General features: G+C 41.5%; 13 protein-coding genes. 8 read left to right on the top strand and 5 right to left on the bottom strand.

The window, feature by feature from the left end; all coding sequences use genetic code 11:
* The first annotated feature begins 66 nt into the window (after positions 1-66).
* Positions 67-1,371 carry a UDP-N-acetylglucosamine 1-carboxyvinyltransferase gene (gene murA, locus D0T84_RS03800; protein ID WP_163306195.1) on the top strand — a complete coding sequence of 435 codons (1,305 nt, stop codon included), beginning with the start codon at positions 67-69 and terminating at the stop codon, positions 1,369-1,371.
* 198 nt (positions 1,372-1,569) lie between these two features.
* Complete coding sequence (locus D0T84_RS03795) at positions 1,570-2,211, top strand: hypothetical protein (RefSeq protein ID WP_163306193.1); 642 nt, start codon at positions 1,570-1,572, stop codon at positions 2,209-2,211.
* A gap of 973 nt (positions 2,212-3,184) precedes the next feature.
* On the opposite strand, the gene D0T84_RS03790 is transcribed toward D0T84_RS03795, so the two are convergent.
* A complete protein-coding gene (locus D0T84_RS03790) occupies positions 3,185-3,529 on the bottom strand; it encodes a hypothetical protein (RefSeq protein WP_163306191.1) in 345 nt (114 codons plus the stop codon).
* A 222-nt stretch (positions 3,530-3,751) separates the two neighbouring features.
* Positions 3,752-4,915, bottom strand: coding sequence for a nicotinate phosphoribosyltransferase (gene pncB, locus D0T84_RS03785; RefSeq protein ID WP_163306189.1), 1,164 nt, complete (start codon positions 4,913-4,915; stop codon positions 3,752-3,754).
* A 191-nt stretch (positions 4,916-5,106) separates the two neighbouring features.
* Here pncB and D0T84_RS03780 point away from each other — a divergent pair, with 191 nt between their 5' ends.
* Together D0T84_RS03780 and D0T84_RS03775 are read left to right on the top strand one after the other, a co-directional pair.
* Positions 5,107-5,328 (top strand): hypothetical protein, encoded by a 222-nt coding sequence (locus D0T84_RS03780; protein ID WP_163306187.1) that lies wholly within the window; start codon positions 5,107-5,109, stop codon positions 5,326-5,328.
* Complete coding sequence (locus D0T84_RS03775; protein WP_163306185.1) at positions 5,325-5,642, top strand: hypothetical protein; 318 nt, start codon at positions 5,325-5,327, stop codon at positions 5,640-5,642. The genes D0T84_RS03780 and D0T84_RS03775 overlap by 4 nt, the downstream gene beginning before the upstream one ends.
* Positions 5,643-5,839: 197 nt before the next feature.
* Here the strand turns inward: D0T84_RS03775 and D0T84_RS03770 are convergent, their stop codons facing one another.
* Positions 5,840-7,084: a DUF1015 domain-containing protein gene (locus D0T84_RS03770; RefSeq protein WP_163306183.1), complete on the bottom strand. Its 1,245-nt coding sequence runs from the start codon at positions 7,082-7,084 to the stop codon at positions 5,840-5,842.
* A 330-nt stretch (positions 7,085-7,414) separates the two neighbouring features.
* Between D0T84_RS03770 and serC the strand changes: the two genes are divergently transcribed.
* On the top strand, positions 7,415-8,488 hold the full coding sequence (gene serC, locus D0T84_RS03765) for a 3-phosphoserine/phosphohydroxythreonine transaminase (protein ID WP_163306181.1): 1,074 nt from the start codon (positions 7,415-7,417) through the stop codon (positions 8,486-8,488).
* A gap of 112 nt (positions 8,489-8,600) precedes the next feature.
* On the top strand, positions 8,601-9,524 hold the full coding sequence (locus D0T84_RS03760; protein WP_163306179.1) for an NAD(P)-dependent oxidoreductase: 924 nt from the start codon (positions 8,601-8,603) through the stop codon (positions 9,522-9,524).
* A 65-nt stretch (positions 9,525-9,589) separates the two neighbouring features.
* Here the strand turns inward: D0T84_RS03760 and D0T84_RS03755 are convergent, their stop codons facing one another.
* Both D0T84_RS03755 and D0T84_RS03750 read right to left on the bottom strand, forming a co-directional pair.
* Entirely contained in the window at positions 9,590-11,023 is a 1,434-nt protein-coding gene (locus tag D0T84_RS03755) for a DUF5723 family protein (RefSeq protein ID WP_163306178.1), read from the bottom strand.
* Between the two features lie 10 nt (positions 11,024-11,033).
* Positions 11,034-11,639, bottom strand: a complete 606-nt coding sequence (locus D0T84_RS03750; RefSeq protein WP_163306176.1) for a hypothetical protein — start codon at positions 11,637-11,639, stop codon at positions 11,034-11,036.
* A 397-nt stretch (positions 11,640-12,036) separates the two neighbouring features.
* On the opposite strand from D0T84_RS03750, the gene D0T84_RS03745 reads away from it, so the two are divergent.
* Both D0T84_RS03745 and D0T84_RS03740 read left to right on the top strand, forming a co-directional pair.
* Positions 12,037-12,480: a hypothetical protein gene (locus D0T84_RS03745; protein WP_163306174.1), complete on the top strand. Its 444-nt coding sequence runs from the start codon at positions 12,037-12,039 to the stop codon at positions 12,478-12,480.
* A gap of 103 nt (positions 12,481-12,583) precedes the next feature.
* Positions 12,584-13,882 (top strand): efflux RND transporter periplasmic adaptor subunit, encoded by a 1,299-nt coding sequence (locus tag D0T84_RS03740; RefSeq protein ID WP_163306172.1) that lies wholly within the window; start codon positions 12,584-12,586, stop codon positions 13,880-13,882.
* Positions 13,883-13,892 lie beyond the last annotated feature (10 nt).

The raw sequence follows: 13,892 nt of genomic DNA, 5'->3' as shown, positions 1-13,892 counted from the left end.
CCAATCTCCCCAAAGGGGAGGCTTATTCCCCCTTCGGGGGTTAGGGGCCCTGTTAACTGTAGAAATATGGCATCATTTATTATAGAAGGAGGTTGTCGCCTGAGCGGGGAGATTACCCCACAAGGAGCAAAGAATGAAGCGTTGCAGGTTATCTGTGCAACGTTGCTCACACCCGAAGAAGTAATTATAGAAAATATACCCGATATTCTGGATGTAAACAACCTTATTGCCTTACTTGGCGAAATGGGAGTGGAAACCCGGCGTTTGAGCGAAGATACATGGTCATTCAAGGCCGAAACGGTTAATATAGATTATCTTCAGACACCCGATTTTTTCAAGAAAAGTGCATCTTTGAGAGGTTCGGTAATGATTATAGGCCCTCTGGTAGCCCGTTTCGGTAAAGCTATTTTGCCAAAACCCGGTGGGGATAAAATAGGACGTCGCCGCCTCGACACGCACTTCATAGGAATCCAGAAACTGGGTGCTGATTTTGAGTACGATAGTTCGCAGCAGGTGTATAATATTACGGCGGACAAGCTGAAAGGAGCCTATATGCTTCTCGATGAAGCCTCTGTGACGGGTACGGCAAATATAATCATGGCCGCAGTACTCGCCGAAGGAGAAACAATGATTTATAATGCGGCTTGCGAACCTTACCTGCAGCAACTGTGCCGTATGCTGACCAAAATGGGAGCAAAAATAGACGGGCAGGGCTCCAACCTGCTTCGTATCGAAGGGGTTGATTCTTTGTCAGGAGCGAAACACCGTATCTTGCCGGATATGATAGAGATAGGCAGCTTCATCGGTATGGCCGCTATTACCGGGTCGGAAATCACTATAAAGAATGTCGCTTATGACGATCTCGGTATTATCCCTGATACATTCCGCCGTTTGGGAATACAGTTGGAGAGAAAAGGGGATGATATACATATTCCGGCCCAGAAAGAATACGAAATAGATACATTTATAGATGGCTCAATACTTACCATAGCCGATGCCCCGTGGCCGGGACTGACCCCTGACCTTATCAGTGTGCTGCTTGTGGTAGCTACACAGGCTAAGGGTAGTGTGCTGATACACCAGAAAATGTTTGAGAGCCGCTTGTTCTTTGTGGATAAGCTGATCGATATGGGAGCCCAGATAATACTTTGCGACCCGCACCGTGCAACGGTTATAGGTACGGGAAAACGCCCTATGCGCGCTACAACAATGACCTCTCCCGATATTCGCGCCGGTATAGCGTTGCTCATCGCTGCCATGTGTGCCGACGGAAAGAGTACGATACATAATATTGAGCAGATAGACCGAGGATACCAGAATATCGATGTGCGCCTTAACCAGCTTGGTGCCAATATTATGCGATTAGATTAGAGTTCGATGATTATTAATATAAACCTTATTTTTTTTAACACAAGTACGCCGGAGTTGTCTCAATAATAAAATAGAACAGTTGTCATTGCGGGCTTGACCCGCAATCTCCCGATAAACCTTTTTTGGGGGGATTCCATGTCAAGCACAGGATGACAGATTTTGGGATGGCTTCGCGAAGTTTCTTAATTTTTTTACGCTATGACAGAAAATGAAAAATATCTCTATGATCATTTCCTTATTAGTATAAAATCAGGATTTGATTCTTTAGAAGATATTATAACCGATGCTTTGGAAGCGGTAGAAGATGAAGGCTGGGAAAGCGAAATCACGGAAGAATGGATTCGCGACACTTTTAGTAAAGAGTATGCTAAGAACGAGGCTGCAAGTAAGACATGGCAGCATCCTACCGATACGGAGAAACTACATACCGTTTTTGACAACCTATGTAAACAGAAAATTGTGGCTTTGCATAATGCAGGGTATACACAGTCCGATGCCATCTATGATGTACAGGATGTATGGCAGGATTTGGAAGACAGTGGAGTGAAACCTGTAGGATATTGTTATTACCACGGTCAGGATCTGGAACGTGTTATCGAAACGGGAACACTGTGTATCGGCTTTTACGGAGAGAAAGAAAAAAATGATAAAGAAGCTATAATAGTAGGGAATAAGGTTGTTTCCCAATTGAAGGAACAGGGCTTTACCGTAAATTGGGATGGTTCCGCCTCAAAGAGGATTGAGGTTGTTGACTTCAACTGGCAGAATGTATTTACATCGGATGACGATGTAGATGAAAAATGGGGATATGACCGTGTGCTGGATTTGATGGAAGAATAGATACAGGCAGATTTGTATATATAATATAATGGATTGAGTTAGATATTGTTAAATTCAATCCATTATATTTTTTGTTCTATAGATATATAAATAATGCGAATCAGGGGTTGAAAGCAGCTCAACACCTGCCTGAAAGGCAGAATCTTCCTAACCGTATGTAAGCGCAGCGTAGTTTACGCAGCAAGGGGCAATTACACTCCCCCTGCCCGAAGCGGCAGGACACACAGTATGTCCTGTCTTTCAGACAGCTGGTATTGCTCATCCTTTTTCCGCAGGTCAATGACCCGCGGTTATGAAGATTTGGCTTTTCAAGCCATTTCTCAACTCCTGATTGGCATAAATAATGCGAATCAAGGGTTAAAAAGCACAGTAACTTATTGTCCCGAAGGGACTGAAGGTGGATAACCACGGGTAAAACCCGTGGCAGGAACTGGCAGAAGAATATGTCTCCGTAGGAGGCAAATAGCAAAAATAAATGCCATTCGCCTCCTACGGAGACGGTCTCTCCTCTATCCGATTTTTCCACGGGTTTTACCCGTAGTTATCCATGATTAGCCCACTTCGTGGACTTAGAACCCTGACTGCAAAACAGAAGATTGATTTATAATAGTATACTTCAACCCAGAGCGACCCTTTTATCTCATAAATAGTATTATGAGATAAAAGAATCATAATCTTAAATAAACTTGCAGAGAAGAAAAAATAAAAGGCAATTTGTCAGATTGCCTTTTTAGTATTAGAGTTTATATTCAATAAGATTATATATGGTTTATTCTCTGTGATTTAATTGCCTCCTGCTTTAGCTGGAGGATAATAGTCTAATCAGATAATGGCTTTAGCCAAAATGTTTTGACTAAAGTCGTTTTCTATCTGTATTATTATCCACGACTTGAAAGTCGTGGCAACTAAAACTCCTAAAAATATGCATCTTACTCTTTTATTGAATATAAACTCTATTTAAAATATAAATTTACTATTTCTTTGTATAAATTATATCCTCCTCGCCTACGATCATTTTGTTACCTGATATCTTAGCTGTATAGGTTTCTCCGTCTTCAGTAAATGTAACATTCGGATGATTGTACTTATATGTTCCGGTACCTTGAAATTCATATTTCTTACCATTATATTCTTCATAGCCATATCCACTATAAGTAGATTCATAAAAAGTTAGAGTGCTTTTATAAATATAGCCGTCCCCTTCATCTTCGTAAGACTCCCATGTAGTACCATTAAGGGAATTATTGTCATCATCATCTGAGCTACAAGAACCGAAAATAAACGGAATAACCAGCAAGAGAAGTAGTAGTTTTTTCATGAATGTGATATTATTTAGTTAATAAATTCCGACAAAGATATCATAAATTCTTATACTATTCTTTGTTTTTGTTAAAATATACCAAGATTTATCTCATCCGCTCATACTGAGGTGGATATTTTACTTCATCATCTAGTTACTTTGCAGCATGTAATGCAAAGTATGGATTCCTCAGAAGTCCCCTGCCTATAGATATCAGGTCGGCCTCATCATTTTGACTTATTATTCCAAGCCTAATGTTCTCAGACTCAAATCAATTTCTTTCTGGTCTCCGGTATGTTTTCCGGCTACATCCGACAACTTAACGGCTTGTAGGAAATTAGCATCCTTCTTATGTAACTTCACATCCGTCAGTTTGATTACTATATTCAGCGCTTTCGCACCTACATCGTTAGACAGGAATGTACCTATCCCATAAGTGTCGTGTATGCGTCCCGCTACATGTTCCTTTATTTCTTTCACAGCTTCCAGATTCAGGGAGTCGCTGAATACAAGCGTTTTTGATGTCGGGTCGATGCGGTTTTGCTCATAAAACTTAATCGCTTTATCGGCAAAGGTCAGAGGGTCTCCGCTGTCGTGGCGCACTCCGTCAAACAGTTTGGCCTGTTTCAGGCTGAACGAATTGAAAAATGAATCGGTGGTGTATGTATCTGTCAGGGCGATTCCCAGACTTCCGTCATATACGTCTACCCACGATTCCAGCCCCCTGATATTGGCCGAACGGTAGCCGAAAACCGCTCCGTGGAACATAAACCATTCGTGCGGCATTGTCCCTATTGGGATCGTATTGTATTTCATCGCAAAGTATACGTTGCTCGTACCTTTAAAGTATTCTCCCGAATTTGCCTGCAATGCGGCTATGACTTTATCTTCTACATCGAACGAAAAGCGGCGGCGGGTACCGAATTCCGAATAATCCGCTTTCATCCCGGCCAGAGCTTTCGCTTTTGTTATGGCCTTTTCTTCCACATCGTGCGGCTCAGCCCCAGTCATCCGGAAATAAAGCTCGGATATGATAGCCAGCAAAGGGACTTCCCAAAGTACGGTCCTGTACCAGTAACCCTCTATTACAACGCTCAGGTCTCCGCCGTTTTGGGTGATGGTTACCTCTTCGGGCTTGTACCTGAATCCTTCGAGGAAATCGACAAATACAGGGTCGAAAAAGTAGCATTTGTTCTTGATGAATTGCTTTTCTTCCTGTGTCAGTTTCAGATTTGCCATAGAGGCTACTTCTTCGCGCATCCGTTCGGCAAACCCTTCGGGGAACTGTGTCCCTCCACGGTTGGTAAATGCATATTTCACATATGCCCACGGATACAGTTTTTGTATTGCCAGCATTACGGAGAACTTGTACAAGTCGTTGTCGGTAAAATGTTTTAAAATCATAGTTCTGTTTTTATGTTATTTGTTTAATTGACAAATATACTTTTTTATATAACAAAAAAAGAAAGCCAATGTTGACTTTGTTTACAACAATGTCCTTATTAGAGCCTGTTTAAATTTTATTTGTTCAAATTTTTAGAGATGTTTTAGAGATGTTTTTTGTACATTTGTATCAAGCTAAAACAGATATAATTATGACAGTCATCACAGAATTAGAATTTAAGCAGAACCTCTCAAAGTATCTGGATATGGCTCAGAATGAAAAAATTATTATAACCAGAGGCAAGAAAAAATTGGAGTTAGGGGCGAAAAAACCTTTGATTTCGGAAGAGGATATAAAGAATGCCATGACAGGTGAGGAGTTTTTGAAAGCAATTGAGCCTGAAATTAGAGCAATGTTCAGAAAAAATAAATGAGGGTATTATTAACGAAAGAAGTGAAGCTCTATTTTTTAGAGTTGATCGAATTGCTTTACGAAAAGGACTATTTCGGTTTTGAAGACGCGGCCTTTGATTATGTAAACGATTTGATCCGTGATATCACGATTTCACTGCCCCGAAAACTCAAGAAAAAAGCACCTTCTTATTTTGACAAATACGGGAAAGAGTTGCATTACGCCGTATACAAGAAGAACCGGAATACACAATGGTATGTGTTTTTTCAATACGAAAACGGAATATATCTGGTACGTTATATTGGAAATAATCATTCCATATCGCAATATTTATAAGAGGAGAGAATATGCGGCACTACCGAATATAAATAAGAGAGTGTGTCATAAGTAAAACATCTCTGTCAAATTGTTACTCTCTTTGTCATTCTGAGTGCAACGAAGAATCTCGACCTTCCAGATACGGGATGTTTCACTCCGTTCAACATGACAAAAAGATATGGAAAAATACTTATGACACACCCTCTTTTATTTTATTATTCCAGCTTATGTATTACCAGTCCCGAACGCAATTTCGGCTCGAACCAGGTTGTCTTTGGCGGCATAATATTTCCCGAATCGGCTATATCCATCAATTGTTTCATTGTCACCGGATACAAGGCCAGAGCCAGCTTCATTTCACCGCTATCCACCCGTTTTTTCAATTCGTCCAAACCCCTGATACCTCCTACAAAATCTATCCGTTTATCAGAACGCAGGTCTTTTATACCCAGAACCTCGTCAAGTATATATGTTGAAGAAATAGTCACGTCCAGCACGCCGATAGGGTCATTATCGTCATAAGTCCCTTCTTTTGCCGTCAGGCTGTAGCATTTTCCTTCCACATAGATGGAAAAGTTATGCAATCCGGTAGGAGGTGCGATGTCCGAACCTTTTTCTTCTATGGTAAAATGTGCTTCCAGTTTTTTCAGGAATTCAGCTGTGCTCAGTCCGTTCAGGTCTTTTACCAGACGGTTGTAGTCGATGATATTGAGCTGGCTGTCAGGAAAGCATACTGCCATAAAGAAATTGTATTCCTCATCGCCTCTGTGGTTTGGATTCTGCTTTGCTTTTTCCGCGCCCACAAGTGCTGCTGCCGCCGAACGGTGATGCCCGTCTGCTATATACAGGTTTGGAATCGCCGCGAATATCTCAGTTATCTTTTTTATGTCCTCTTTATCGCTTATTATCCAGAAATGATGTCCGACTCCATCTGTAGCCTCAAAGTCATATTCGGCGGGAGTGGCTATTATCCGCGTAATGATACCGTCCAGTTCCTTATTGTCGGGATGGGCGAAGAATACAGGTTCTATATTCGCGTTGTTGATGCGTACATGCTTCATCCGGTCTTCTTCCTTGTCACGGCGTGTCAGTTCATGTTTCTTTATTCTGTCCGTCATATAATCTTCCACATGCGAACATACTACCAGCCCGTACTGGGTTTTCCCGTTCATCGTCTGGGCATATATATAATAGTATTCTTCCGGATCTTGTACCAGCCATCCTTTTTCCTGAAACTTATTAAAGTTCTGTACGGCGCGCTCATATACTTCGGGATGATGTTCGTCTATTATTTCTTCAAAATCGATTTCGGGTTTTATGATACGGTAAAGCGACTTCTCGTTTCCTTCGGCTTCCAAACGGGCTTCTAGCGAACTTAATACATCGTATGGTCGTGAAACTACTACCTCTACAATGCTTTTAGGTGGTCTGATTCCTTTGAATGGTTTTATTCGGGCCATGGTGTTTTAATATTGGGTTTATAAGGTTAAGTATGTTTTGAGTTGACAAGTTGGTGTAAACGAGTTAATAAATAAACTGTATCTTGTATCTCATATCTATTTTTTACATCTTACTTTTTGTTATATGCAAATATATAAAAACAATAGAGATAAGCGTAATAATAAATAAAAAATCCAGAAAATATAAGAGTAAAGAGCATTTTGACAAGATATTTAAACTTTAGTTAATAAAAGTCTATCTAAAGTACTTATTTTTAATATATAATTACTAATTTTGGGGTCCTAAAACGTATAAAAGAAGAGTTCTTAATTCCCTAATTTATATCAAAAATGAAGAAATATAATTTTAGTGCAGGGCCGTCAATCTTACCTCAGCAAACAATAGAGGAAACTTCAAAAGCAATTTTGGACTTTAACGGTTCCTCTTTTTCTTTGATGGAAGTAAGCCACAGGAGCAAAGACTTTCAGGCTGTGATGGACGAGGCGATTGATTTATTTAAAGAATTATTGGATATTCCATCGGGTTATTCGGTACTTTTCCTTGGTGGGGGTGCCAGCCTGCAATTCTGTATGGTTCCATTCAACTTATTGGAGAAGAAGGCCGCTTACCTGAATACAGGGACATGGGCAAGCAAGGCACAGAAAGAAGCTAAATTGTTTGGCGAAGTAATTGAAGTAGCATCGTCTAAAGCTGCTAATTTCACATATATACCTAAGGATTATACTATTCCGACTGATGCCGATTATTTCCATATCACTACCAATAATACGATTTTCGGTACAGAATTGCATACCGATATTAATTCTCCTGTAACATTGGTTGCAGATATGTCGTCCGATATTTTCTCCCGTCCGGTAGACGTATCCAACTATGGTTTGATATACGGAGGTGCACAGAAGAATCTGGCTCCGGCAGGGGTAACTTTCGTTATCGTGAAAGATGAAATTCTTGGTAAGGTAAACCGTCCTATACCTAGTATGTTGGATTACCGTACGCATATCGAAAACGGTTCTATGTTCAATACGCCTCCTGTAGTACCCGTTTATGCCGCAATGCAGACTTTAAGGTGGCTGAAAGCGAATGGTGGTGTAACTGCCATGTACAAGCGCAATAAAGAAAAAGCGGCTCTGTTGTACAACGAAATAGACCGTAACCCTGTGTTTAAAGGTACATGTCAGGTGGAAGACCGCTCTATAATGAATGTGTGCTTTGTACTTTCTTCGGAATATGAAGGCAACGAAGCCGCCTTCCTTGAATTTGCAAAGGAAAGAGGACTTTACGAACTGAAAGGACACCGTTCGGTAGGTGGTTTCCGTGCTTCTATCTACAATGCTATGCCTATAGAAGGTGTACAGGCGCTGGTAGACGCGATGAAGGAATTTGAAAATAAAGTGGGGAAATAAGCCCCTAAAATCCCCCGAAGGGGGACTTTGATCAACCAAGTAAAATTATTAATCTAAAAAATATACTCTCTGGTACCTCCCCTTTGGGGAGGCAAGGAGGGGCTCTAAATAAATGAAAGTACTAATAGCAACAGATAAACCATTTGCAGCCGAAGCTGTAAGCGGAATCAGGAATGTAATAGAAAAAGCGGGCTTTGAGTTGGTCTTACTTGAAAAATATACAGAGAAAAAGCAATTGCTGGATGCTGTGGCTCATGTAGAGGCGGCTATTATCCGCAGCGATATTTTCGACAAGGAGGTATTGGATGCCGCAAAGGATATGAAGATAGTTGTGCGTGCAGGCGCGGGTTTTGATAATATCGACCTCGATGCCGCAACGGCAAACAATATCTGTGTGATGAATACTCCGGGACAGAATGCGAACGCCGTAGCTGAACTGGCTCTGGGGCTGGCTGTATATGCCGTGCGTAACTTCTATAACGGAACATCGGGTACTGAACTTCTGGGTAAGAAGCTGGGAATCCATGCTTATGGAAATGTAGGGCGTAATGTGGCACGCGTAGCTAAAGGCTTTGGCATGGAGGTGTATGCTTACGACCCGTTCCTGACAAAGGAGGCTATAGAGGAAGAAGGCGTAAAAGCCGTAGACTCGGCTGATGACCTATACGCTACCTGCCAGTTTGTTTCATTGCACATTCCGGCAACGGCAGAAACTAAGAACTCAATCAATTATGCCTTGTTGAGCAAGATGCCTAAAAATGCATTGCTTATCAACACAGCCCGCAAAGAAGTAATAAACGAGGCTGAAATGGTGAAGTTGATGGAAGACCGCAAGGACTTCAAATATGTAACGGATATTATGCCGGGCAATCATGCCGATATGGCTGAGAAGTTTGCCGGAAGGTATTTCTCTACTCCGAAGAAGATGGGTGCTCAGACTGCCGAAGCTAATACAAACGCAGGTATAGCTGCCGCTAACCAGATCGTGGATTTTATCCGGAATGGCAACGAGCGTTTCAGAGTGAATAAGAAGTAGGATTGATATTTAGTTATTATAAGAAAAATGGCTGTCCAACCGGACAGCCATTTTTTATTTTTATATCAAATATTTCTTTTCATATATCTCTTGCTTCCTAACGGAATACTGAAACCGAACTGGAGGTTGACAGCCTTACTTGTCGTTGGCAGGAATTCGGATGAAACATGTGGTATCGCATAATCGCTGGCAAGGAAGAAGGTAACCCCTTTTGATGGAGCCAGATGCATCGCCAGCCCGAAAGTGTCGAATTTACTGTGCACAAATGAATAACTTGCGCTTGTAGCAAACCAGTGACAAGGGCGGTAGTTGAGCGACAGAGTGAATTCCGACAGGTTGAAATAATTTCCGAAACGGAGATGATACAGGGCTCCCGCCGATAGTTTATCCTGTAATATCTCATATTCAGCCCCTACATTTATATTCATCCTCAATTTTGTAACCCTGCTTTTTCTGGTTTCCCCTTTCAGGTTTACAGCTTGCTTTATATCATCGAAGGCGTCTTCGAAAACATCTTTGAGGGAAGAGCCGTTTTTGCTGAAATAGGTATAATCGTTAGGCGTGATCCTGACTTCCGTTTCGGGCGATTGCAGGTTAATGGAATTGTCCTTCGACCATGATATAAATCCGATGTCGTTTATCGCGGCAGATACCTTTAACCCATTCAATGCAGGGAGTACATCTTTCATATCATAAACAGCGCCCAGATCCAATCCCAGACCGAATCCCGGAATATTGAAACCACTGTCGAAATCGAATCCGTCCAGATTGTCCTTGCTGTCATATTTAGGCCGTACACCGGGCGCAGAGCCTCTTAATGTCGCTTTTGATGTTGCGCTCCAGTATTCAGGGCCGGCGTCTATAGCCAGGTTCTGAGCATCGAAATCAAAGTCGGCAAGCCCGCCCAAGACTTTTACACGCGCACCCAGCATCAGGTTGTTGTCGACAAACGGGCGGGAATAAGATGCTCCCAATTCGATAAAGGCATAGCCTGTCGCGCTCAAATTTGATAAGTTATATCTGGTTTGGTTATCCTGGTCAAACCCTTTCTTCAATAATCCGAAAAAGCCCTTGGGGATGTTCACATCGGCATGAGACCTTACTCCTAAATCGAAAGTCCAGAAGGCGTCGCCTCTGTAAAACCCCACGGCAAGAAGTTTGATATTGACGTCGGCTCCGGCATAATTATCCTCTGATAAGTTGGATAAGAAACGGTTGGCATCTACACTCTGATGCATAAAAGTGACGCGTTTGCCGTTTTCTCCCCCGAATGTAAGGTTGTCCAGATTGAAACTGTTACTCTGGACATTGGCTCCTACACTGGGCAAAACAGGTACGACAAGGTATCCCTGATCGGGGCGTAGCGCAGGATTCATACTGCTCCGAAGAAAAGATGTGCTCATAAAATAATCGGATCTTACCACCTGCGAAAATCCGGTGTTTACAAAGCCAAGGCTAATAATAAACAAAAGTAAGTGACGTGTATTGATAAGTTTCATTTGTAGTTGTTTATAGTTCATAGTGGAATCCTCCGGTCTTGATAATTGCCTCCCTGAGGTAAATGTAATCGTCTTCTCCCAGCCATATTGTAGCGTTATCGGCTCGGATCGCTATGGTAAGCAACAAGTCCCGCGCATTTTGCATATACGACATATATTCACTGCCGATCTTTATTGAAAATTGCTGGTTTTTGGTCGTTGTTAGGCTTTGGTTGGGGATTACCACATCTGTGTTTCTCTTGCCATCGCTGTCTATTATATTCAGGTATATTTCGATGGTTACACCTTTAATTTCCAGATCGAGATCTATCTTAGACGATATTTCTACGTTACCTGCTCCCTCAAAGAAGAAGTTCTTTACGGCATCTCCGTCAAACAATCCCTTGATCGTATCGCTTTTGACGATAGAACCATCCGGTATAGGAATATTCCACGGGTTATCGCCTTGTGGCAGGCCTTTTATATATATCGTGTCGATGTTTCCCAGAGGAACGGGAGGAATACTGATGACGCCGTCTTTATCCAGATTATCCCAGTCGTAATCTTTGTCGACACATGATTGCGCCATAAATAGCGATGTCGCTATTAATAATAAGTACAGGAAAGAAAATTTCATATTGCAAAGTGTTTATTCTGTAGTAATACGGATGCAAAGTTAACATATATTAGCTTCTGTATCCTCCTGTTTTATAAAAAATGTTTAGAGTCTGTTTACATTTTATAGCAAATCTTTTTTATAGCTATTTTTAGATGTATTTTATCATTTTTGCTAGCCGAACCAACGGTCAGCGGAGCTAATTAGCGGGCTAAACCAAGAGTAAAAAGGGAATTGAAAATCGGCGGAGCCAAAAATACGGTAAAAAGAGCATAAAAAAATTGCTAAGAACTATTGACCCGAACCTGTAATAAAAATTTTCGCTAAAATTTTAAACAGGCTCTTAATCTAATATCAAAAAGTCAAGATTTATTCAAAAAGCTTGATCCGTTTTACCTATGTTTTATATCTTTGCAAAATGAGACTGAAACAGATAATTACTTTGACACTATTAATCATTGCCAATATCTTCTTATTGGCACATTCTGTTTTGCCTCATTCTCATCATGATGGGATTGTCTGTTTCTCTCTTGAAGAATTGACTCATCAGCATCATTGCTCCGAACATCACGAAGATGTGGGTTGTTGTTGCGAGCATGGCAAAGAGGGTCATCATCATTCCAACACTGAGGATTGCGACTTGAAAGAAATCGTACTCTGCCAACAAGAAAATACACATGAAGATATATTGCCTTGTGCAAACTGCCTTTTATTAGCCTATACTTTATATTCTCTAAACGAATTTTATTTAGAGGCTCCACAATTCGGGGAACGGCTCCGGCAAAAACCTTATTTAGAAAACTATACTCCACCTTTCGTAGGCTCCGTAAAAAGCTTGCGAGCACCTCCTTATTTCAGTTAACAGTTAACAGCCAACAGTTAGCAGTAAGGGCATTAGCTAACAGCTTTTTGCCAACAATCTGCTAAAAGAACTCACTTGTAACTCGTAACTAAAATAAGAAATAATGAAACAATATATAATCTATATCGCTTGTCTGCTAGCGATACTGTGGGGATGTAATTCCGCTCAAAAGGCAGACAATCATGTACATAACCACGACCAAGAGTCGCATGCCGGGCATGACCATTCACACGAAGAACACACACATAATCATGCCGACGGAGAAACATGCGACCACGACCATAAGCATGAAGCAGAGCATAACCATGCACCCGGAGAAGCATGCGGCCACGACCATAATGAAGGTGAAGCCGGACATTCTCCGACAGAGGAAGCGCATGGAGATGAAATCACCTTTTCTCCCGAACAGGCAAAATCAGCAGGTTTGGAAATAACAGTAGTTCAGCCTTCAACATTCCATCAGGTGATAAAGACCAGTGGGCAGATATTATCCGCACAAGGAGATGAAGTAACTATTTCGGCTACATCAAGTGGCATCGTATCCTTCAATAAGCCATCATTAAATGAAGGCTTAGCAGTGAGGGGCGGTGAGTCTCTCCTTAGCATTTCGTCCAGAAATATTGTAGATGGCGACCCTGCCATTAAGGCTAAATCGACCTACGATATTGCCCAGCGTGAATTTCAGCGTGCCGAATCATTAATCGGAGATAAGCTTATTGCCGAAAAGGAATATAATGAGATTAAGCTGAATTATGAAAACGCGAGGGTTGCTTATCAGGCAGTAGCACAACGTTCTACAGCCAGAGGTGTGGGTATCTCTACCCCGATAAGCGGATTTATAAAAACAAAGCTGGTAAACGAAGGGCAATATGTGGAAGTAGGTCAAGCCCTGATGACAGTTACCCAAAACCGTAAATTGCAACTTCGGGCAGATGTCTCAGAGCGTTATTACAAAGATTTGGGGAGCATTACATCAGCTAACTTCAAAACCCCTTATGATAAGACTGTGTATACACTTGCCAACTTGAATGGCAGGCTTGTATCCTATGGTAAATCGTCCAGTAATCAGGAATACTATGTGCCTGTAAACTTTGAGTTTGACAATATAGGACAGGTTATATCAGGCTCTTATGTCGAAATATATCTGTTAGGCCAATCACGTAATAATGTGATATCTATTCCGGTATCGTCTCTTGTGGAAGAGCAGGGTCTTTATTTTGTCTATCTGCAGGTTCACGAAGATGCTTATAAAAAGCAGGAAGTAAGTCCCGGCACGAGCGATGGCAGTAATATAGAGATTCTTTCGGGGCTGAAAAAGGGAGATAAGGTTGTAAGCAAAGGTGCTTACCATGTCAAGTTGGCTTCAACCTCTGCATCTATTCCTCATGCTCATGAACATTAAGGGAGGGAAT

It is taken from the genome of Dysgonomonas sp. 521, assembly GCF_010501055.1.
In the GTDB taxonomy this organism is placed as follows: Bacteria; Bacteroidota; Bacteroidia; order Bacteroidales; family Dysgonomonadaceae; genus Dysgonomonas.
This window is presented reverse-complemented; position numbering and strand designations above follow the sequence as displayed.